Origin of the sequence: uncultured Acetobacteroides sp. (genome assembly GCF_963667355.2) — a bacterium.
Lineage (GTDB): Bacteria > Bacteroidota > Bacteroidia > Bacteroidales > ZOR0009 > Acetobacteroides.
Genome location: NZ_OY763328.2, coordinates 3,435,191 through 3,458,029, shown reverse-complemented (window position 1 = coordinate 3,458,029; position 22,839 = coordinate 3,435,191). Strand labels below are relative to the sequence as shown.

At 50.7% G+C, this 22,839-nt stretch carries 16 protein-coding genes; 8 read left to right on the top strand and 8 right to left on the bottom strand.

From position 1 onward, the window contains the following. Positions 1–3 precede the first annotated feature (3 nt). Entirely contained in the window at positions 4–954 is a 951-nt protein-coding gene (locus ACHZA1_RS14260) for a tRNA-dihydrouridine synthase family protein (RefSeq protein WP_320052534.1), read from the top strand. Position 955: 1 nt separating this feature from the next. On the opposite strand, the gene ACHZA1_RS14255 is transcribed toward ACHZA1_RS14260, so the two are convergent. Then, a complete protein-coding gene (locus tag ACHZA1_RS14255; protein WP_320052533.1) occupies positions 956–1,660 on the bottom strand; it encodes a 2-phosphosulfolactate phosphatase in 705 nt (234 codons plus the stop codon). Positions 1,661–1,752: 92 nt separating this feature from the next. Beyond that, complete coding sequence (locus ACHZA1_RS14250) at positions 1,753–4,482, bottom strand: PAS domain-containing protein (RefSeq protein WP_320052532.1); 2,730 nt, start codon at positions 4,480–4,482, stop codon at positions 1,753–1,755. A gap of 358 nt (positions 4,483–4,840) precedes the next feature. Between ACHZA1_RS14250 and ACHZA1_RS14245 the strand changes: the two genes are divergently transcribed. Then, positions 4,841–5,317, top strand: coding sequence for a hypothetical protein (locus ACHZA1_RS14245; RefSeq protein WP_320052531.1), 477 nt, complete (start codon positions 4,841–4,843; stop codon positions 5,315–5,317). A 316-nt stretch (positions 5,318–5,633) separates the two neighbouring features. Here the strand turns inward: ACHZA1_RS14245 and ACHZA1_RS14240 are convergent, their stop codons facing one another. The 3 genes from ACHZA1_RS14240 to ACHZA1_RS14230 form a co-directional block, all read right to left on the bottom strand. Then, positions 5,634–6,830 (bottom strand): NADP-dependent isocitrate dehydrogenase, encoded by a 1,197-nt coding sequence (locus ACHZA1_RS14240; RefSeq protein ID WP_320052530.1) that lies wholly within the window; start codon positions 6,828–6,830, stop codon positions 5,634–5,636. A 451-nt stretch (positions 6,831–7,281) separates the two neighbouring features. Continuing rightward, on the bottom strand, positions 7,282–8,619 hold the full coding sequence (locus ACHZA1_RS14235) for a citrate/2-methylcitrate synthase (protein ID WP_320052529.1): 1,338 nt from the start codon (positions 8,617–8,619) through the stop codon (positions 7,282–7,284). 37 nt (positions 8,620–8,656) lie between these two features. Beyond that, a complete protein-coding gene (locus ACHZA1_RS14230) occupies positions 8,657–10,909 on the bottom strand; it encodes an aconitate hydratase (protein WP_320052528.1) in 2,253 nt (750 codons plus the stop codon). A gap of 720 nt (positions 10,910–11,629) precedes the next feature. On the opposite strand from ACHZA1_RS14230, the gene ACHZA1_RS14225 reads away from it, so the two are divergent. Continuing rightward, positions 11,630–13,402, top strand: a complete 1,773-nt coding sequence (locus ACHZA1_RS14225) for a hypothetical protein (RefSeq protein ID WP_320052527.1) — start codon at positions 11,630–11,632, stop codon at positions 13,400–13,402. Positions 13,403–13,447: 45 nt separating this feature from the next. On the opposite strand, the gene ACHZA1_RS14220 is transcribed toward ACHZA1_RS14225, so the two are convergent. From ACHZA1_RS14220 to pckA, 3 genes are all read right to left on the bottom strand, one after another. Beyond that, positions 13,448–14,014 (bottom strand): pentapeptide repeat-containing protein, encoded by a 567-nt coding sequence (locus tag ACHZA1_RS14220; RefSeq protein ID WP_320052526.1) that lies wholly within the window; start codon positions 14,012–14,014, stop codon positions 13,448–13,450. Between the two features lie 11 nt (positions 14,015–14,025). Next, positions 14,026–14,232, bottom strand: coding sequence for a YwbE family protein (locus tag ACHZA1_RS14215; protein WP_320052525.1), 207 nt, complete (start codon positions 14,230–14,232; stop codon positions 14,026–14,028). An 81-nt stretch (positions 14,233–14,313) separates the two neighbouring features. Further along, positions 14,314–15,912, bottom strand: coding sequence for a phosphoenolpyruvate carboxykinase (ATP) (pckA, locus tag ACHZA1_RS14210; RefSeq protein WP_320052524.1), 1,599 nt, complete (start codon positions 15,910–15,912; stop codon positions 14,314–14,316). Between the two features lie 669 nt (positions 15,913–16,581). Between pckA and ACHZA1_RS14205 the strand changes: the two genes are divergently transcribed. The 5 genes from ACHZA1_RS14205 (at position 16,582) to ACHZA1_RS14185 (ending at position 22,692) form a co-directional block, all read left to right on the top strand. Beyond that, a complete protein-coding gene (locus ACHZA1_RS14205; protein WP_320052523.1) occupies positions 16,582–17,298 on the top strand; it encodes a carboxypeptidase regulatory-like domain-containing protein in 717 nt (238 codons plus the stop codon). Positions 17,299–17,318: 20 nt separating this feature from the next. Further along, complete coding sequence (locus ACHZA1_RS14200) at positions 17,319–19,025, top strand: outer membrane beta-barrel family protein (RefSeq protein WP_320052522.1); 1,707 nt, start codon at positions 17,319–17,321, stop codon at positions 19,023–19,025. A 162-nt stretch (positions 19,026–19,187) separates the two neighbouring features. Continuing rightward, the gene (locus ACHZA1_RS14195; protein ID WP_320052030.1) at positions 19,188–20,411 is read left to right on the top strand and encodes an IS256 family transposase; all 1,224 of its coding nucleotides are present in this window, start codon (positions 19,188–19,190) and stop codon (positions 20,409–20,411) included. A 381-nt stretch (positions 20,412–20,792) separates the two neighbouring features. Beyond that, positions 20,793–21,047 (top strand): hypothetical protein, encoded by a 255-nt coding sequence (locus ACHZA1_RS14190; protein ID WP_320052521.1) that lies wholly within the window; start codon positions 20,793–20,795, stop codon positions 21,045–21,047. 106 nt (positions 21,048–21,153) lie between these two features. Continuing rightward, a complete protein-coding gene (locus tag ACHZA1_RS14185) occupies positions 21,154–22,692 on the top strand; it encodes an aromatic hydrocarbon degradation protein (protein ID WP_320052520.1) in 1,539 nt (512 codons plus the stop codon). Positions 22,693–22,839: the final 147 nt, after the last annotated feature.

Here is a 22,839-nt window from a genome sequence, read left to right as displayed (position 1 = left end):
CCAATGAAACTTTACCTCGCCCCCATTCAAGGCTTCACGAATAGCACATTCCGCTCATATGTTGTACAAGCAAACGGCAACGTAACCAAAGTATTCAGTCCGTTTGTTGATGCCAAGCGCTACCGTAAAGAGGGAGAAAAGGTATTAAAGGATATTGCAAAATCGATAGGTAGCAACCAGCCTCTTATTCCTCAAGTCTTGGGCAGCAATAGTGAGGATATTTGTGCCGTTCTAACCCACTTTAAAGAACTAGGATTCGAAGAGGCTAACATCAACATGGGATGCCCCTTCCCACCTGTTGCCACAAAGCAGATGGGTAGCGGACTGATTCCTTTCCCCGAAAAGATTGATGAGATACTTAACGCAGCACTTCAGGTTGGCATTAAGATATCCGTTAAGATTAGGTTGGGCTGGACAAGCAGCGAGGAACTCGAGGTTACTATTCCTATCCTCAACAAGTACGACCTTACAGAGGTAATTATCCACCCAAGGATTGGCAAGCAGCAGTACAAAGGCGATGTAGACATGGATGCTTTTGAGCGATATGGAAAGATGCTAATGGCTCCTGTTGGCTACAGCGGCGACATCAACTCCGTAGAACAACTGGTAAATCTAAAAGAAAAGTTCCCCTTCGTAGACTCGTGGATGATTGGCAGAGGTGCCATATCTAATCCTATAATATTTAAAACTATTGAAGGCGCAGAGCCAAGCAGAAAAGAGGTTGCACTAGCGGTAAAACAGCTGCACAACCTCCTTTTCGACGAGTTCTCGGCAACGCTTAGCGGACCAAGCCATCTTATGAATAAAATGAAGCCCTACTGGGACTACTTTGAGGTGGTATTCCTACCCGACCTGAGGCAGCTTGTGAAAAAGACCGTGAAAGCAGGAACTGTAGCCAACTACCAAGCCGCCGCCAACGATCTTTTTGCCAAGGCTTCTAGAGAATTCGAATAGGCTAACGCTTTACTGTTGTTCCATCGTAGCATGGAACAACAGAGCGCTTATTAAGCTGTAGGCAGAACTGCACATCCTTTTCGAAACCATGTGCAACCAGCGCTTTGTAGTGTTCTCCTTTAGAGAGGAAACCGTTTAAGTCATCTTTTTTATCGTCGAACAGCGTTTTAAGCATGTATGCCGCATCCGTCCATTCTATGGATGCTAAAGATTCCAAAGAGTACATTATTGCGCCTGCACAAATCGAATCCTCGAGAGATACGGTATTCTCGGAACCGCTACAAACAAGGACCAGATGTTTAGCATTGGATACTTTACGGGCAACTGCCGATGCGTTTAAGAATGAGCCCAGGTATACGGCTGATGCCCCTGCAACTCCTTTTAGGGCTCTGGTGCCGTTGGTTGTTGTAAGAACAACCTCACGGCTCTTTACGCTTTCTGCCGTGTAGTTGAGCGGAGAGTTATCGATATCAAACCCATCAATTAAAACACCATCCCTTTCGCCACCTAAAATGACTGCTGGGCTTGTGGACTTAAGCGCCAGTGCCTCCTCTACGCTTTCTACCGGAATTACCGATTTAGCACCGTTGTGCAACCCTTCGACAATGACGCTAGTTGCTCTAAAAGCGTCAATAACAACAACCTCTTTACCTTCGAAATCGTAACCATCAAGAAGGCCTGCATGTAAGATAACTTCTACGTTCATATTCTCTCTCTTCAAATGACATCTAAAAATACTAAAAGGAGGCCTTACAAGCAATCGTAAGGCCTCCTTCAATAAGCTAAGCTAGTATATTTCTACTTTTGCTCCTCGATACGAATGTTGGAAAACTCCGAAACATCAAGCTGTACCCCTAGAAGCCCTTTCTCCTTGATGGTATCAATGTAGAAAGGCATCTTGGTCGTCTTTAGCATTTTGGTTTCTCCACTATCGGTGTGCTCTTCGTGAACGTATGTTTTAGCCTCACCCTCCATAACCTCGAGCTCGGCTTGGTACACCTTCATTGCTTCATCGTGATTGTAGAAGTCGAAGTCGCTCTTGCCAATCAGCTCGTCTGGCTTTAGGCCGTGCGCCTTTGCAACGGCAGAGTTTACGACAACAAGTTTTCCAGAGTGATCCTTGACAAATACCTTTAATGGCAGGTTGTTGATGATCTTATTGTACATCAGCTTTACGTTCTCGGCATCGGCGGAAGTCTTCTCCATATTGTCTAGGTGCTCCTTCATCGCTTCGTTTTGATGCTTCATTTCGAGTTCCATCATCTTGATGTCGGTAATCACCTTCGAGATGCCAAAGGTTCCTACGATGCGGCCATCAGTGCCAACAAGCGGCATTTTAGTGGTAGATACCCACTGCTCGCGGCCATCTTCCCAAACCTCGTGATCCACCTGGTTAAGGATTCGTTTCCCGGTTCTAATGATCTCCATTTCCTCCTGGAATGCGCTGTTGGCATGTTCGGCAGCATGGAAGTCGAAGTCGGACTTACCGATAAGATCGGAGCCGTTACTGGTGTTGAACAAGGGAGCCATGGATTCGCTAACTCGAATAAAGCGGCTCTGCTCATCCTTAAAGTAGATGTAGTCGGGGATGTTGGTAAGCAGCGCATCCAGCAGGTACTTTTCCTTCTCCAAATCGCCTGTCATCTGCTCGTTTTCGCGAGCGCGCTTTTCGAGTTCTTCCTGGGTGGCCTGTAGCTCCTCTAGGTTCTGGCGCATCTCCTCTTCCTGGGCAGCCATCATCTCGGCCTGTTGCTGCGAGCGCTCCAAGAGGGCAGATGTACGCTCGTTAACGCGAACGCTGGTGATGGTCGACGATATGCTTTCGGCCACCTTTTCGATAAACTGGATTTGGTACTCCTCGAGCTCGTTGAACGAAGCAATCTCGAGCACTCCGTTGATGGTATCGTTGATTTTAAGCGGAACAAGAATGAGGTTTTCCGGATTCTTCTGGCCCAAGCCAGAGGTAATTTCGAGGTAGTCGTCAGGAATTTCCTTCAGCAGGATTGACTGCTTCTCGAAGAAGCAGCGGCCTACCAGCCCCTCGCCTATCTCTACGCGCTTCTGATGCATCTTGCGGCGATCGTAGGCGAAGCAGGCGCTCATCTCCAGAAATTGGTCATCTTCCACGTCGTCGTTGAGGACGAACACGCCGCCCTGTATGGCTCCAACGTACTTCACCAGGTTCTTGATGACGTTAAACGACATCTCCTTAAGGTTATCGTGGTTGTTGCGGAGGATTTCGGCAAACTTGGCAGCCCCCTCGTTGGACCAATGCGACTTTTGGTTGGCCTCCTTTTGGGCTACCTCCAGTTCCTTCGCCTTGGTGAGGCTTCCCTGCATGCCCACTAGGGCAATACCCAACTTGTCGTCAGTGCCACGGGGCTCGTAACTGCACGCGAGGTTGCCTTCCCCGATCTCCTTGGCAAATCGGGCGGTCTCGGTGAGGTTGGCGACCAGCCCGTTTACGGACGCGGATATTGCGCCGATCTCATCGTTCAGCAAGTACTCCACCTTCAGATCCTCGGAAACCCTTCCTTGGGCAATCTCCTTTAGGGAGTTCGTCAGCTGCTCCAGCGGGCTTAGGATTCGGACGCAGAAAACCTTCAGCAATATAGCCGCAAGGATGGTCCAAACACCCATCACCACAAGAAGGATCGTGGCTAGCAGCCCTAGCGGGCTTCCGCTACGAGGCGAGAGGAATAGGATTCCGCCATCGGCGTTTACCTTCGATAGGGGGAGGTAGTTAGCAATGTACGCATCGCCATCGAAGCTCGCCCGCTCGGCCTTACCGCTATGCTGGGCAGCTGCAAGGAGCTGCTCGCCATCGGCTAGCGACGAGAGCTTCTTCCCCTGGTACTTCTCCACGTTAGTCGAGACAACGTCTCCGCTACCGTTTACCAGCAGAACGCTGAGCGTATCGGCCTCCACGTTTTTGTTTACCAATGCCACCAGCTCCTTTAAAGGTAGCATCAGCCCAACCACCACCGTTTTTCCGTTGGATGGGGTTCCCTTTGTAGCAACCTTTAGAAAGGCCTGCTTATCGGCAGAGGTAACCAGCGCAACCTCCTTGTCCGAGCTTACATCGGCAGCGGCAAAGCGGCTATCGGAAAAAGCTCCGGCACCAACCGCAGGCTCTCCGCTTGCGGTGAAGTGGTACACCTTGGTGGTGCCTGCGCCTGCATCGGTAACGGCGGCGTAAATATTTTTGGCATTATCGCCGGCAACGCCTTTCAGCCATTTTAGAATAGCGGTATCGCCAACGCTGGCGCTGCTACCCAACAGGTTGTCCAAGCTGGCCGAGGCGATTTTGGCAACCTGTGCCGACGAGGCAATGCTTCGCTGGGTTGCACTCTCGAATGCGGTTGCCTGAGCCTCCAGCCGCTTCGTCTCGCTATTGTACAGTACCTTCCTCATCTGAAAGTGAAGGAGGCCTCCAATAACCATCATAAATAGCACGGAAGCGACAACGACCGCATTGGTGATTTTCTTCTTCAAAGAAAAATTGACGTAATCAAACTTTACCCTCATATCCCCTTGTTTTCGTGATTCAAACAGAACTATTTCAGCCACTATTAAGTCTGCGAAAGTACTACTTTCCCCGACTTAACAACATCCACCTTGCACAAATGCGCACAGCCGTTCCCCCTTACAACCTACCCAAATCAACCAAAGCGTTGAGGCAGGCAGAGAATAGCCCACGCGTTTTTTTTGCAACAGGATTATTCCGAGCAATACTTTTACTATATTTACCAATCTTTAAGATACACCCCAAGGTCGGGACATGCCTGTAGCGCAGGCCTACCACCCCAACCGGTAGGGAATAACCGTAACCAACAACAGCCTCCTAACGGAGGCATTACCCACTACTTAAAACCTACTATGACCAATGAAAAGTACAATTAGCGACAAGCTGGTGAAGGACCACAAAACCGAAATCGAAGCTGCCCTCGCCACACTAGAAAGCTTAATTAACCCTAATACCCCGGTGCTCACATCGGAGGAGCGCACGCTCTACGGGAAAGGAGGAGGAGACTCCAACAAGCTGCTGGTGGACGATGTGAAAACCTTATCGGCCACCCAGCCCCAGCTGAACTCTCCGCTTATCGACTGGACCGAGTTCAACTCCGACAACGCTACCGCCAACATGTGCAAGAGCTGGATTAGCCGAATGGAATCGATAGCCTACAAGCTCGAAAGCGCCAAAATGATGCACGATTACGACAACTACATGGATGCCATCGACCAGTACTCGCACCTCGACTACCTCAGCCGCAACAACGTGCAGGGGGCTTCCGAGGCGCACGCCAAGCTGAAGGGGCACTTTAAGCGCGCTAAGGCCAAAAAAGAAGAGCCTAAAAAGTAGCCCATCCCAACTCTACATAATAGGGTGCCCGCAATCGGGCACCTTTTTTTGCCTCCGTCGGTGGCCTATGCCTCCGATGGAGCTGGCTTATGCCTCCGACGGAGCTGGCTTGTGCCACCGACGGAGCTGGCTTACGCCCCCGACGGAGCTGGCTTACGCCACCGACGGAGCTGGCTTACGCCCCCGACGGAGCTGGCTTACGCCCCCGACGGAGCTGGCTTACGCCCCCGACGGAGCTGGCTTATGCCCCCCCAACCAACAGCAAAAGCCACACCCGAGCTAGGATGTGGCCTTTACGCCTACGCCTGTAGGAGGGCTACAGCCGCGAGGCAACCTCGTCGAGGAACTCCTCGGAGTGCACCACCTTCTCGGCGCGGGGGCTGCAGATGGCGGCTAGGTCGCCCGTCATCACCCCCTCCTCGATGGTTTCGATCACCACCCGCTCGAGCTTGCGGGCAAAGGCCACCAGCTCGGGGATACCGTCGAGCTCGCCGCGCTTGGCCAGCGCCCCGGTCCACGCGTAGATGAGCGCCACCGCGTTGGTGGAGGTCTTCTCGCCCTTCAGGTGCTTGTAGTAGTGGCGCTGCACGGTGCCGTGGGCGGCCTCGTACTCGAAGTACCCTTTAGGTGATACCAGCACGGAGGTCATCATGGCCAGCGAGCCGAACGACGAGGCCACCATGTCGCTCATCACATCGCCGTCGTAGTTCTTGCAGGCCCACAGGATGCCGCCCTCGTGCTTCATGATGCGGGCCACCACATCGTCAATCAGCGTGTAGAAGTAGGTGATGCCGGCCTCGGCGAAGCGCTGCTTGTACGCGCCCTCGAAGATCTCCTCGAAGATGTTCTTGAAGCGCTGGTCGTAGATCTTGGAGATGGTATCCTTGGTGGCAAACCAGCAGTCGATCTTCTGGTCGAGCGCGTACTCGAAGCACGAGCGGGCGAAGCTGCCGATCGATTCGTCGGTGTTGTGCAGCCCCTGGATCACCCCGGGCGAGTCGAACTCGTGGATGAGCGTGCGGCGCTCCACCCCCGCCCTGTCGGTGTACACCAGCTCGGCCCGGCCCGGCCCGTCGATGTACATCTCGGTGTTCTTGTACACGTCGCCGTAGGCGTGGCGCCCCACCACGATGGGCTTCACCCACGAGCGCACCGAGGGCTGCACGTTCTTCACCAGGATGGGCTTGCGGAATACCGTGCCGTCGAGCATGGCGCGGATGGTGCCGTTGGGCGACTTCCACTGCTTCTTCAGGCCGTACTCCGCCACGCGGTCGGCGTTGGGCGTGATGGTGGCGTTCTTCACCCCCACCCCGTACTTGATGATGGCGCTGGCGGCATCCGTGGTAACCTTGTCGTCGGTCTTATCGCGGTTCATGATGCCCAAGTCGTAGTACTCCACCTTCAGGTCGACGTACGGCAGGATGAGCTTCTCCTTGATGATGGGCCATAGAACTCGGGTCATCTCGTCGCCGTCGAGTTCCACCAGCGGCGTTTTCATTGCTATTTTGGTCATTGTTGTAGACTTTTAGATGATGGACAAAAGATGTTAGACTTTAGACATTAGATGCTAGACTTTAGACATTAGATGCTAGACTTTAGGGGAAGAGGATCATAGAGATGCCCGAGGGCTGATTTGCGCTACCGGAAAACAGGATTTGCAGCAAGGTTGATGGAGGCACTGAGAGATTTTAGAGTTGCTTCATCCTACTAACAAACCAGATTAGAGGTAATGCAGCATCGAAGTACGTTATCCCCTCCTCGGGAGGGGTAGGGGTGGGTTGCTAACCGAAAGATCAACCATCCAACCCTCCTCTTTGCCACATAGATTTAAGCTTATCATCAGTACTGCTTTACGGCTCTAAACCCACCCCCTGCCCTCCCGCCTAAAACGGGAGGATAACGAGCGCTGATTCAGGTTTCTTCCATTTAACTCCAGTATACTTCTTTCCTGCAAGCCTTGCCCCCTACCCCCGTTCATTTAGCGGGATATACGGCGCCTCCTCGGCCAGCGTTTTGTACGCAGGGCGGATGATGCGCTTGGCGCTGATGAGCTCCTCCAGGCGGTGGGCGCACCAGCCGGCGATGCGGGCCATGGCAAACAGCGGGGTGTACACCGCCACGGGGATGTCGAGCATGCAGTACACGAATCCCGAGTAGAAGTCGACGTTGGGCGAGATCACCTTTTCGCCCTTAATCTCGGCGAACACCTTTGGGGCCAAGCGCTCGATGGCATCGTAGAGGTTGAACTCGTGGAGCCGGTCCTTTTCGATGGCCACCTCGCGGGCCTTCTTCTTGAGCACCACCGCGCGCGGATCGGAGACGGTGTACACCGCGTGGCCCATCCCGTAGATCTTGCCCGAGCGGTCGTAGACCTCCTTGCGGAGGATCTTTCGCAGGTACTCCTCAATCTCCTGGTCGTTGCCCCAGTCCTTCACGTTGCGCTTGATGTTGTCCATCATGGCCATCACCTCGCTGTTGGCCCCGCCGTGCAGCGGCCCCTTCAGCGAGCCAATGGCGGCGGCAATGGCCGAGTAGGTGTCGGTTTGCGACGACGATACCACGTGAACCGTAAACGAGGAGTTGTTGCCCCCCTCGTGCTCGGCGTGCAGCACCAGCGCCAGGTCGAGGATCTCCACCTCCAGCGGCGTGTAGCGGGTCGCCCCCTTTAGCATGTACAGGAAGTTCTCGGCATGCCCCAACCCGGAATGCGGATGGCGGATAACCAGCGACTTGTTCAGGTAGTGGTAGCGCATGCCGTGGAAGGCGTGCGCAATAATCTCGGGGAACTTGGCAATAAGGCTGATGGACTGGCGCAGCACGTTCTCGGTACTGGTGTCGTCGGCATTATCGTCGGTGGTGTAGAGCGCCAGCACCGATCGGGCCAGCATGTTCATGATGTCCTTACCGCGAAACGACAGGATGATATCCTTGGTGAAGTACTCGGGTAGCTTGCGCTGCTCCTTCAGGTACTCGCTGAATTGCTCCAGCTCGTCGCGGGTGGGTAGCTTGCCGAAAAGCAGCAGGTAGGCCGTCTCCTCGTAGCCCACGCGCTTCTCAGCGAGGTAGCCCTCGGCCAAATCCTTAATGTCGATGCCGCGATAGGTAAGCTTCCCCTCAGCAGGAACGTTCACGCCATCAACCTTCTTAACGCCCGACACCGAACCGATATTCGACAGCCCCACAAGCACGCCGGTATGGTCGGCGTTGCGCAAACCACGCTTAACATCGTACTTCACGTATAGGTCATTGTCGATTTCGGCAGCCTTCTCGGCCAAATGCGTCCAGTTAGAAAACTCGCTCATAAATATTGGTTTAGACTGTTATACATTACTTCTGATTTTACCTGATGAGGTTGAGCGCCGAGCCTGCTTTAAACCACTCGAACTGGTTGTCGTTGTAGGTTTGCACCGCCTCAAACGATTCGGTGCTTCCATCGGCATGATGGAGAAGAACGGTGAGGTTCCTGCCCACCTCAAACGACTCCAACCCTAGGATATCCACCACATCGTCCTCGTGAATCCTATCGTAGTCGCTCTTATAGGCAAACGTAAGGGCAAGCACGCCCTGCTTTTTTAGGTTAGTTTGATGGATGCGGGCAAACGACTTGGCCAGAATCACGGCTACGCCCATAAAGCGGGGCTCCATGGCGGCATGCTCGCGCGACGAGCCTTCGCCGTAGTTCTCATCGCCAACCACTATAGACAGGAAGCCTGCATCGCGGTATGTCTTAGCCGCATCGGGCACGGGCATATACTTGTGGGTGATTAGATTTTTTACGCTATTGGTGTGGCCATTGAAGAAGTTCGTAGCGCCGATGAGCATGTTTTGGGAGATATTCTCCAGATGCCCGCGATACTTCAGCCAAGGGCCTGCCATCGATATGTGGTCGGTAGTACATTTCCCTTTTACCTTGATGAGCAGCTTTAGCCCCTTCAGGTTCTTACCATTCCAAGCATGGAAAGGCTTTAGCTCCTGCAGGCGCTTTGATGCAGGATCAATGCTAACCACCAAGCCAGAGCCATCCTCAGCAGGAGCCTGGTAGCCGTTATCGGCAACATCAAACCCGTTGACGGGTAGCTCAAAGCCGGCAGGCTCATCCAGCATTACCTCTTCGCCACTCGCATTCTTCAGCGTATCGGTTAGCGGATTAAACTTCAGGCTACCGGCAATGGTAAGCGCGGTTACAACCTCGGGCGATGCCACAAAGGCAAACGTATTGGGATTGCCATCGTTACGCTTGGCGAAGTTGCGGTTAAACGAGGTGATGATGGAGTTACGCTCTCCCTTTTCGGCCCCATGGCGCGCCCACTGACCAATACATGGGCCACAGGCATTCGCCAGCACAACACCGCCAATATTGTTGAATACATCAACCAAGCCATCGCGCTGCATGGTATAGCGAATCATCTCAGAACCGGGAGTAATGGTAAACTGGCTGCTTACCTTGATATGCTTAGCCCCCGCCTGCTTTGCCACCGATGCAGCACGGGTAATATCCTCGTACGACGAGTTGGTGCACGAGCCAATCAGCCCCACATCCAACCTCTCTGGATAATCATTTTCCTCAACCGCCTTGGCAAACTCGGAGATTGTCCAAGCCTTATCGGGCGTAAACGGCCCGTTGATGTATGGCTCCAGCGCCGATAGGTTAATCTCTATAACCTTATCGAAGTACTTTTCAGGATTGGCAACCACCTCTGGATCGGTTCTCAGGTAGTCCTTAATACCATTTGCCAGCGATGCCACCTGCGAGCGCCCGGTAGCATCGAGGTAGCGAGCCATATTATCGTCGTAGCCAAAGATGGATGTTGTTGCACCAATCTCTGCTCCCATATTGCAGATGGTTCCCTTACCGGTCGCAGAGATAGAGTCGGCTCCCTCGCCAAAGTACTCGACAATGGCATCGGTTCCCCCCGAAACGGTAAGCATCCCAGCAATCTTGAGTATCACATCCTTTGCCGACGTCCAGCCATTCATCTTTCCAGTTAACTTAACACCTATCAGTTTGGGAAATTTCAACTCCCAAGGCATGCCAACCATCACGTCTACTGCATCGGCACCGCCAACGCCAATTGCCACCATACCCAAGCCACCTGCATTAACGGTATGCGAATCGGTTCCAACCATCATCCCTCCAGGGAAAGCGTAGTTCTCGAGCACAATCTGGTGGATAATTCCCGCACCTGGCTTCCAGAACCCAATGCCATACTTGTTGGAAACAGAGGCAAGAAAGTCGTACACCTCCTTATTGGTAATCTCAGCCTCTTTAAGGTCGGCAACAGCACCATCCTTTGCCTGAATAAGGTGGTCGCAATGCACCGTCGATGGCACTGCCACCCTCGATTTTCCTGCACTCATAAACTGCAGCAAAGCCATCTGAGCGGTAGCATCCTGCATGGCAACCCTATCGGGATTGAAATCTACGTAAGAATTTCCCCGTTCGAAGGGCATCCGAGGAAATGCACCATCAATATGCGCATACAGAATTTTCTCGGTCAGCGTAAGAGGACGACCAAGTAATGCTCTAGCACCATCCACCTTCTCTGGCAGATTTGCATACACCGATTTAATGAGGTTAAGATCGAATAGCATTGCGTTGTGATTTATTTGTGTTCGTAGTTCGTTACATAACCTAACAACCCTCAAACCGTAATGTTTAAGGATCTTACGCCTGATATGCAAATAGGTAAAACGCCCCTATTCGCACTGTCTACAGGCGATTAATTAAGTCAGCAAAAGGTTATAGATGGAAATTTCAGAAGTTTCCCAGAAGGCTATATACAGGAGGAAGAACCCTAGGAAACCTAAAAGCAATTATGCCGCCGCCGGAACAGGCAATACCAATATGAGTAAAGGTAGTATCCCATGCTTGTTTGAAATGTTCGGATGCAATATAGCAGGATCGAGGAATAAAACCGAATCCATTCAAAGTCATTAGGGAAATGAAAGGCCTTTCGTGCTTAAGCATTTGGACTAGTCCAACTATTTACACTTACAATCTGAATTTACTTTCGGAAGAATGCACCTGCTGGGCTAACCAAACAACCGGCTATCATTCCAAGTTATAACTACAGAATCACTCCGTTAAATTACACCAAATGCACTATTCCTCTGATTTGGATTCTTTCAACAACAATCTTATCGGGCATATCGTATAAAACTAGGATTGCCCTCCAACCAACGTTTTAACACTTACTATCGAGTGTTATATTACTATATTATGGTGGAAAATTAACAGCGACGCATTTCACATACAGCTAATACAATTAAGAAAGGTTTTCCTTTGTACAAACTTCAAATACATGTGCGATTATGTTTAACAAACCAGCACTACATTCATTCCACATACCAGTCATGGGAGTTGCCTACACGATAGACTCCCCCTTGAGAGTTGCGGAATATGGCATTTCATCGGTTATTTCGCTGGTAGATGATTTGCTCATGGAGAAGATGCGCGAGCTTTACAGCAAAAAGTTTGAGCTTCCCTTCTCTCCTATCTCTTCAAGCGATATCGATGCACGAGCAAAGCGAATTACCTCCTACCTAAATATGGTAGATAGCATTGTTAAGGCTAAGATAGAGGAGTTGCTCAACAAAAAATCGAAGGTAGATCTACGCCGTTTTTCCGACCTTCTTCCCAACACCTCAACAATCAAGTTAGAGCTTAATAGGGTAATCGAAAATAAGACAAACTCCACAAAAGAGTTTTGGAACAAGTTGAAGGAAAGCCTCACCAGTGGTCTTATCGATGTAAACATAATGACCAAAGTCGATAAGGAGAACTACCATAACGGCGAAAAGCTTAGCGACGAATACAACGATGCCCACGCTGCATTACGAGGATTTGCTCAAAGCAGCCTAAAATCATCCATCGTGCTATCGGCTGGAATGAACCCAAAGCTTTACGGCTACATTGAATCTTTCGACGACTTCTACCCTAACGCCAACTTTGAGCTAAAGAAGAAGGTTATCTTGAAGGTGTCGGATTTCCGTTCGGCACTTATTCAGGGAAAGTTTCTTGCCAAAAAAGGTATCTGGATTTCGGAGTACCGCATCGAATCTGGGCTAAACTGCGGAGGTCACGCCTTTGCAAGTGACGGCTTGCTGCTTGGACCAATTCTCCAAGAGTTTGCCGACAACCGCGAGATGCTGATATCATCAAACTTCGAGATGTACATCAAAGCGTTAGCCGATAAAGGCAAGAACGTACCATCGACACCTCCAGAGCTTAAGATCAGCGTCCAAGGTGGAGTAGGTACCCACGAAGAGCATCAAATGCTTCTCGACAAGTATAAAGTTGATTCTGTGGGTTGGGGGTCGCCATTTCTACTGGTTAAAGAAGCAACCTGCGTTGACGATGGCACCCGAAAAAGGCTTGCTGATGCGCGCGAAGAAGACCTATACCTCAGCAACATCTCTCCACTTGGGGTTATGTTCAACAACCTCCGTGGAAGTTCGAAAGAACTGGAGCGCGACATGCTTATTGCAAAGGGGAAACCAGGCAGCTACTGTCCCAAACGTTTCCTTGCGCTAAACAAGGAGTATAGCGAGCGAGGAGAGTGTACCGCATCAATATCCTTCATAAAAAAGAAGGTAGACGAGCTTAAGGCAAAGAATCTTCCCCAAGAAGAATTCGATAAGGAGTACAAGAAGATAACTGAAAAATCGTGCCTATGCATCGGCTTAGTTACCTCTGCCTTTATAGAGCATGGTATTGATGGAGGAAAGGACTACAACGGAATTACAATTTGTCCTGGTCCCAATACCGCCTACTTTACTAAGGAAGTTTCGCTTAAGGAAATGGTTAGGCACATCTATGGTACCAACAATGTAATTGAACGAACTGACCGCCCTCATATGTTTATTAAGGAGTTGACACTATACGTAAGCTACCTTAAGGACAAGGTTGCCGAAAGCGCGGCTGAACTTAGCACCAAAGAAGCCAAGTTCTTTAACACCTTTAAGGAAAACCTTCTGAAAGGTATTGAGTACTACAAATCGTTCTTTACAGAGGCAACAGCCGAGGGCAAGCAGTCGCTAGATCGTCTGTTCAACATTGAGAAAGAAGTTGATCGAATTTGCTAAAAGAGTTACACAATAAAGAAAAGGGACGCACAGAGCGTCCCTTTTTTATTCTATGCTAATGCCGTACTTAGACAAAAGCCCCAATACCCCTGGGTAAGAGAATTTGGCTCCTTTAGCCTTATTCATCTCAAGATCTAAAGAGTATTCCGTAGATGTTCGGAAGTCAGCCTTTTGTAGGTTGTTCTGGATAAAAGTAGTATTTGCAAGATTGCAGCCATCAAAGGTTGCATTAGTAAGATTACACTCCTCGAAAATGGCTGATTTTACAGAGGAGTTTCTAAAAGAAGTCCCCTTCATGTTCTTTTTTAGAAAGATGGAATAGTCGAGTTGACAATCTGCGAAGCTTACGGCAAATAGGAAATTGCTTGCAACAGAGAAGTCAACTCCCATAAGCTTACAGCCTGAAAACGAAATGTTCTTTAAACCTGCGCCATAGAACTTAACCTGGCTAAAATTACAATTCACGAATTGGCAATCGAGAAGTTCTACCCCCCGAAATGATACTCCCGAAAAATCGCAACTCTCGAAACGACATCCTTCGTACTCAACACCATCTAAACCATTGGCTGCATAGCAAATGTTAGTAAAGACCTCATCATCATACACCATCATAACACACGTTGTTAATCCTCGGCATCCTCTAGTATCTCCTTAATACGACCAACTTCGCCTGTTTCCAAACGCACCTTTATTCCATGAGGATGGACTCCCGATTTGGTAAGTATATTCTTAATCACACCCTCGGTTAACTCGCCAGTGCGCTGGTGCTCCTTAAGTACAATATTCACCAGCTGACCTACCTTCACATCACTTCTTTTTCTTCCATCCATAGCTTTTCTTTTTGTTGGGCGCAAAGAAAGCAAAAAGGGTCGACAATATGCCGACCCTCAATATTTAAGAAAGAGCTTATCTTACTTTGGAAGTTGTGGACCCGATGGGATAAGTGCGATAGCCGCATCGTTGTCGCAGTACTGCTCAAAGTTCTTGATGTACATACCAGCAAGCTTAACAGCCTTAGTTTCCCACTCCTTAACATCAGTATAAGTGCTACGAGGATCTAGGATATCTGATACATTCTTAAGAGTCTTAGGAGCAGTAAGGTTCATGATTGGTACATGAATGGTTTCTGTCTTATCAATAGAACCGTCGATGATAGCATCGATGATAGCACGGGTATCCTTTAGCGAGATACGCTTTCCTGTACCATTCCATCCAGTGTTTACTAAGTAAGCCTTAGCGCCATGCTCGTGCATCTTGCCTACAAGGGTCTTAGCATACATGGTTGGGTGAAGGGTAAGGAATGCCTCACCGAATGCTGGAGAGAATGATGGAACTGGTTCGGTAATACCACGCTCAGTACCTGCTAGCTTAGAGGTAAAGCCGCATAGGAAGTGGTATTGAGCTTGCTTCTCATCAAGAATAGAAACTGGAGGAAGTACACCAAATGCATCAGCAGATAGGTAGATAACCTTCTTTGCATGACCTGCACGCGATGGAAGAACAATCTTGTTGATGAAGTAGATTGGGTAAGAAACACGGGTATTCTCAGTCTTCGAATCATCTGAGAAATCGGGTGTTCCATCGGCTTTAATAACAACATTCTCTAGAAGTGCATCGCGACGGATTGCTCTCCAGATATCAGGCTCGTTTTCCTTGCTTAGGTTGATAACCTTTGCGTAGCAACCACCTTCGAGGTTAAATACGCCCTTGTCATCCCATCCGTGCTCATCGTCTCCGATTAGGAAGCGCTTAGGATCGGCTGAAAGGGTAGTCTTACCAGTTCCCGATAGACCGAAGAAAATAGAAACATCACCAGCTTCGCCAACGTTAGCAGAGCAGTGCATAGAAGCGATACCGCGAAGTGGTAGGTAGTAGTTCTGCATTGCAAACATACCCTTCTTCATTTCGCCACCATACCAGGTACCACCAATAACCTGCATGCGCTCGGTTAGGTTAAAGCAAACAAATACTTCTGAGTTAAGTCCTTGTTCCTTCCACTTTGGATTGGTAGCCTTAGAAGCATTTAGCACTACGAAATCTGGCTCGCCGTAGTTCTCCAATTCGTAAAGAGATGGACGAATAAACATATTGGTAACGAAGTGTGCTTGCCAAGCAACTTCCATTACGAAACGCACCTTCAAGCGAGTATTCTCGTTAGTTCCGCAGAATGTATCAACCACGTAAAGCTTCTTTGAAGAAGAAAGCTGGCTGATAGAAATTGCCTTTAAGTCGTTCCAAATTCCGGTAGATACTGGCTTGTTGATTGTGCCATCCCACCAAATTGTATCTTGGGTAGTAGCATCCTTAACAATGTATCTATCTTTTGGAGAGCGACCAGTGAACTTTCCGGTATCAACAGCAACTGCTCCTGTGGTTGTAACAACGCCTTTGTCGAATCCTTCGTTTTTGGAATCGGTTTCGGCCTTAAACAATTCTTCGTAACCAGGATTATGAACAATCTCAAAGTTGCCCTTAATACCATACTTGCTTAAGTCAATTTGCTTACTCATGTGAAAATTATTAATTATTAAACTTTAGCCTTACTCCTTCAACCGTGATGATTGTCTGCCCGAGATGGCATCATAGAAGAGCCCCTTTTTACGGGGTGAAGAGCCGCAGTGTTATTGCTAAAACAATCGCGGCATATTACTAATCGCTTGTTACAAAACACATCACAAACGCATTTTGGCTGCCATCTCTGTTAAAATCGACACCGCAAATTACTACTTTTTTGCCAAACGGGGCAGCTAGATTTGCCCCATATGGCCTATTAGCCCAAATGACTGCGTTAAATTTCGATAAACCTAAATAGCAGGCTACTTGATTTTTTTGGTTTTAAAAGACTTACCAGTGCTCTGACTAAAGCATCGTATAAATTACACATTCTGCCCACAAAAAGGCGATACCTAACGAGGTGCAGACACATGAAGAATCTCTTCGATAAGTAACGGAGATAAATTGCCTCGGCAAATTTCGGAGGAAAAGCCCTCCTACAATGCTACCAAAGCTGCTATCTCGACAAAATAACGATGTTCTTCGAAAAAAAACGACTCGTTATTTTTCAACCTATTAGGAACACTTTACATGCAGCATCCATCCAAATATGGTTCTCCAATCGAAAAAAAATTGTAACGATACTGGTCGATTAGCGTCATATGTGCGAATCAAACCAAAATCAAATGATGAAAACAATTCGAAAGCAGGGATTCCTCCTGTTAGGAATTCTAGCGATTGCCCTTAACTCGTTTGGAGTAGCGGGAAAGTATTCAATTAAAGGTAGGGTAGTAGATGATGACACCAAGAAGCCTATAGAGTTTGCTTCTGTGATGCTGATTGCCTTGCCTGACTCAACCATAAAGAGCTCCGCGCTTACCGATCCTCAGGGCAACTACTCGTTTGCCAACGTTGCCGAAGGCAAGTTTGTAGTAAAAGCGCAAATAGTTGGCTACAGTTCCAACCGCTCCAAAAGCTTCGCATCGTCCCCCAACACCAGCGTTGCCGACATCGCCATTAAGCCATCGGCCGTCATTAAGGAGGTAACAGTGGTGGGCAAGAAGCCCTACATCGAGAAAAAGGCCGACCGAACGGTGCTGAATATCGAAAGCAGCGCTACGGCTTCGGCAGAATCAGCCTACGAGGTGCTGAAAAAGGCGCCCAACATCAATATCGACAAGGACGACAACATCAACATCAACGGAAAGCAGGGCGTTACGGTGATGATTAACGACAGACCTACCCATCTTTCGGGAACCGACCTGGCCAACTACCTGAAAAGCGTGCAGGGCGGCGAGATCGAGAAGGTAGAGATCATCACAACCCGCCTGCCCGCTACGAGGCGGCAGGCAACACCGGCATCATCAACATACGAACCAAGCGCAGCTTTAAGCCTGGGCTAAACGGTAACGTAAACGGCGGGATGACCTACAACGGCAGGATGAGCGGCTACGGCGGCATCAACCTAAACGTGCGAAACGGCAAAACCAACGTTTACGCCAACTACAACCCCGGCAGCTACGCCAGCGAAAACACCAACAAGATGAACCGCCGCATCGGCAGCGACGACAAGCTGCTGGTGCTCGACCAGAAGACCAACGGCAGCTCACGCTACAACGCCAACAGCTTTAAGGCGGGGGTCGACTACGACATCAACAAGAAGAACACCATCGGCGTTATGGTGAGCGGCTACGGCAACAGCAACTCGCGAAACATGAAGGGAACCACCTACTTCATCAGCAATAGAACGCTGCCCGACTCGTCGCTGTTCAGCAACAACCCAACGGATGGCACCTTCAGGAACATGAGCTACAACCTCAACTACAAGTCGGTGCTGGACACCAACGGCCGGGAGCTGAACGTTGACATGGACTACGCGCGCTTTAACAACGACAGCGACGCCAACAACGACGCCTTCTACTACAACGCCAGCGGTACGCAATCGAGAACCCCCAAGCAGCTGAAGAGCGAAGCCCCATCGGAGATCACCATCAAGTCGGCCAAGGTGGACTACGTGCATCCGCTGGGCAAGATCTTCCGCCTGGAGACTGGCGCAAAGGCCAGCACCGTGAAAACGGACAACAACCTGAAGTACTACATCAGCAACAACAGCGGGTGGAGCTTCGACCCTAGCCGATCGAACCACTTTATCTACGACGAGGATGTGGCCGCTGGCTACGCGAGCCTCTCCTTCGACAAGAACAGCACCAGCATTAAGGGGGGGCTTCGCGTGGAGCACACCTGGAGCAAGGGCAACTCCGTTACCACGAAGAAGGTGGTGAAACGCTCGTACACCGACCTCTTCCCCACCTTCTTCATCCAGCAGAAGCTCGACGAGAAGAACTCCATTGGCCTTAGCTACAACCGCCGCATCGACCGCCCCGATTACGAGCAGCTAAACCCCTTCCTGTTCTACGTAGACGAGTACACCTACCGGAAGGGCAACCCCTTCCTCAACCCACAGTACACCCACAACCTGTCGGCCAACTACTCGTGGAATAACATGATCTTTACCGAGCTTACCTACTCGTACACCACCGATGTGATGGCCGAAATCCTCAAGCAGGACGATGCCACCAAGGTGATCGAGCAGGTGCCGATGAACCTGAGCAGCCTGAGCTCGCTTACCTTTACCGGCAGCATCAACCTTAACCCGACCAAATGGTGGAGGAGCAACAGCAACATCTCGGTGTACAACAACAGCTACAAGAAAACCGATGGCAACCAGGATCAGACCAACAGCAAGGTAACCACCAACATCTCCTCGTCCAACAGCTTTACGCTACCCAAGAGCTTCACCCTCGAGCTGATGGGCTGGTACCAGTCGCCACAGGTGTACGGGATGTTCCAAATTAAGGACATGTACTCGGTAAACCTGGGCATTCAGAAGTCATTTCTTGCCGGCAAGGCCCGCGTTAAGGTTTCGGTCGACGACATTTTCAACTCGATGAAGAGCCGGGTAACCTCGAAGTACGATAACGTCGACTTCAGGGCGCGCAACACCTGGAGCTCGCAGAAGGTGGGCATCAGCTTCTCGTACCGCTTCGGCAAGGACGACCTGAAGCCTTCGCGCCAGCGCCGCTCGGGCCTCGACGACGAGAGCAGACGCATCGGCGGCGGCAATAAGTAGCAGCCTCCGCACCAACAATAGTAAGGCAAGCGCATACAAGCCGCGACGCCCAAGGGTAAGCAAAGTGGGGAACGACAAAGGGGAAACGGGTGGCAGAAGAGCTATCCTCGAGACTGTTCATGCAACTGTGTCTGCAAAATGATAACGATAACTTTGCAGACAATGAAAGAGGAAGAAAAAGTAGCGAGCTTCAGCTACGAGGAATTTGAGAAGGAGGCCATCAAAGGCCTTTACGAGCGCAAGAGCCTAAGCGGCGAGAATGGGGTGTTCGCCCCGCTGCTCAAGCACTTTTTGGAGAAGGCCCTAGCGCTGGAGCTGGAGCAGCACCTGAAGGATTCGGAGGGCAACAAGCGCAACGGCGCTACCACCAAAACGGTTAAGAGCTCGAACGGCGAGTTTGAGCTCAGCCCCCCCAGAGACCGTAACGGATCCTTTACCCCAGAGATCGTGGCCAAGCGGCAGGTGCTGCTGGACGACGAGCTCTGCGAGAAGGTGCTCTCGCTCTACGCCAAGGGGATGAGCTACGCCGACATTCGGAAGCTGCTGATGGAGGTTTACGGGCTTTCGCTCTCGCCCGCCCAGATGAGCGAGCTCACCGATCGGCTCATCCCCGAGCTGCAGGAGTGGCAGCAGCGCCCGCTGAGCCCGCTCTACGCGATAGTCTGGTTCGACGCCATCCACTTCAAGTGCCGCGAGGGCGGTGCAGTGCAGGGCAAGGCGCTCTACAACGTCTACGCGGTCAGCCAGGAGGGCTTTCGGGAGCTGCTGGGCATCTACATTGCCGGGAGCGAGTCGGCCCGCTTCTGGCTGGAGGTGCTGCAGGATCTGCGCCTTCGGGGCGTGGAGGACATCCTGATCGCCTGCACGGATAACCTCAAGGGCTTCAGCGAGGCCATCAGCAGCACCTTTCCCGAGACGGTCATCCAGAGCTGCATCGTCCACCAGGTGCGCAGCACGCTCAAGTACGTGGTTAAAAAAGACTACAAGGCCATCACCGCCGACATGCGGGCCATCTACGGCAGCCCCACGCTGGAGGCGGGCGAGGCGGAGCTCGAGCGCTTCGCCGAGCGCTGGGGGACGAAGTACCCCACCGCCGTCAAGAGCTGGCGGGAAAACTGGTACAAGCTGAGCTCCTTCTTCGACTTCGGCAGGGAGATCCGCCGGCTCATGTACACCACCAACCCCATCGAGGGCATCCACCGGCGCATGCGGAAGGTGACCAAGACCAAGGGGTGCTTCTCCTCCGACATGGCCATCAAGAAGCTGATATACCTCGTTATTCGGGATATCAACTCGAGCCCAAAGCGGGAAGTTGCGGGGTGGAAGCTCATCTACGGGCAGCTTTGCATTAAATTTGCCGAGCGGATGGCCAAGTTTGGAGCATGAAGAACACCCGCGAAGGAAGGCCAGGCCTCCTAGCGGGGCAAGGGTATACAAGTGGCTCCGTTCCTCCGCCACCCTTGCCCCGCTAGCAGCCCTAACCTAAAAGGCAGGCGTAATTCCTGCTTCCGAAAAAATAGGGTAGACACAGTTCCGTGAATAATCCCCTTTCCCGTGGATAACTCTTATACTTCTGTGGTTAACTCTTTCCCACTCGAGGATAACTCTTTCCCACGCATGGATAACTCTTCCCCACGCATGGTTAACTCTTATCTGCGTTCAGCAATACATGAAAGAAGAAAGGATAATGCCATAAGCCACCGCCCCTACTCTTAATGGTTTTAACTATTAGTGTATGGTTTGATTTTTTTCTTACCTTTGCACGCAATGCTAAAAGGACGACTATACCTTGCCATAACCGCCTACGTGCTTCTCATTAAGCGGTACGTAAACAAGACGTTCGACCGCGTATTTGGGCTATGCTACCGGGCCAACCAGCTTTTCCGGCTTCTCCGAAAGGCTACTTCATCCTCAGCTAATACCGTTAACCAATCGGCCATCGGAAAGGTAAAAATCCCCCTACACACCCATTCGACCCTTGGCACCTCCAAGGGCTTCCAGATTCGAGTGCTCCTTATTTGATCCGCCCTAGGGCGCCCCGATTCCCCCCGCAAAACAATTGCACGTATTCTTCGTTTAATGCGGAGAGTACCCATTAATAACGCTAATCAACCATCATTACTCTACTATGAGAAGAATAGTTCTGCTACTAGCGCTAGCCTGTGGTGCTGCGACCACCAATGCAGGTGGTATCTTAACCAGCTCCAATCAAAGCGCCTCGTACATGCGCGTACTTTCGCGCAATGCGTCAACCGACATGGATGCCGTTTACTACAACCCCGCCGGCCTGACGCTGCTTAAGGATGGCTTCCACCTATCGCTTAACAACCAAACGCTCTTCCAGAAGCGCACCATCCAAAGCGACTACCCCTACCTGAACAACAATAGCTACTCGGGCGATGTAACTACCCCCTTCTTCCCCACCTTCTTTGCGGCCTACAAGAAGGATAAGCTCGCCATTTTCGGCGGCTTTGGGCCAGTTGGAGGTGGCGGAGGGGCAACGTTCAACAACGGACTCCCCTCCTTCGAAACCGATGCCGCCAGCATCCCCACATCCCTTAGCCAAAAAGGGATACCAACAACCAGGTATGCCCTAGACATGTCGTTCGATGGTTCTTCTGTAATTTACGGCGGGCAGCTCGGGGCCAGCTACAAGGTTAACGACTGGCTCAGCGTCTCGGGAGGAGCTCGCCTGATTTACGCCAGAAACACCTACGACGGCTACATCCACGACATCAGAATTAACCCAATAAGCGCCGCAAATCCTGGGGGAGGTTTTGTAAACGCCAACCTGTTTTTTAAGACATTAGCCACCAGCGCAGCTAACGCGGCAACCTCGCTACAACCGCTTATTACCAACAACGCAGGAGGGTTAACCCTCGCACAGGCTCAGGCAGCAGGTGCGCTAACGCCAGCTCAAGTTGCACAAATTCAGGGAGGACTAGGCAGTAACTACAATGCCGCTATGACCATTGCCCAAATCCAGGCAACCTATAACGGCATCAGCAGCGCCTTTACCACAAACGCAGCCAAGGTGGCCGACAAGAACGTAGACGTCACCCAAACGGGCACGGGCGTAACCCCCATCATCGGCGTAAACATCACCCCATCGAGCAAGCTCAACATCGGCGTTCGCTACGAGTTTGCCACCAAGCTTAAGCTGAAAAACGATACTAAGGTTGATGATACAGGCAACTACACCGATGGCAAGGAGACGAATAGCGATCTTCCAGCCATCCTCGCCATCGGCATCGACTACCGAATCATTCCCGACCTAAAGCTAACGGCATCGCTTACCCACTACTTCGATAAGGATGCCAACTGGGATGGAAAGGAGAAGTTTATCACCGATAACCTCTACGAATTCGCCGTTGGCATGGAGTGCAACGTGTCGGAGCGAATCCTGTTCAGCGGAGGCTTTATGTACATACAAACAGGCGCAGGACAAGGCTACCAATCGGACATCAGCTACAGCTTGTCGTCCCACTCAGTGGGCTTCGGTGCAGGGTACAAGATTACCGATCAGCTAACCATAAACTCCGGGATGATGTACACCCAGTACGTAGAGGGAACCCGAATGATAAACTACACCAACGTGGGAAATATAAAGGAGACCTATAAGAAAAGTAACATTGGCTTCTCCATCGGCTTCGACTACCGCTTCTAACTGCTGATTTTATACAAGCATCATAAACCTAAACGCTCCGAATCTTTTCGGGGCGTTTTCTTTTCACCACTCAAAATTAGAGTTGCCCTCACTTTTCCGCAGGATTAACAGGTTATTTACATCTTATCGGGATACCTTTTTATACAT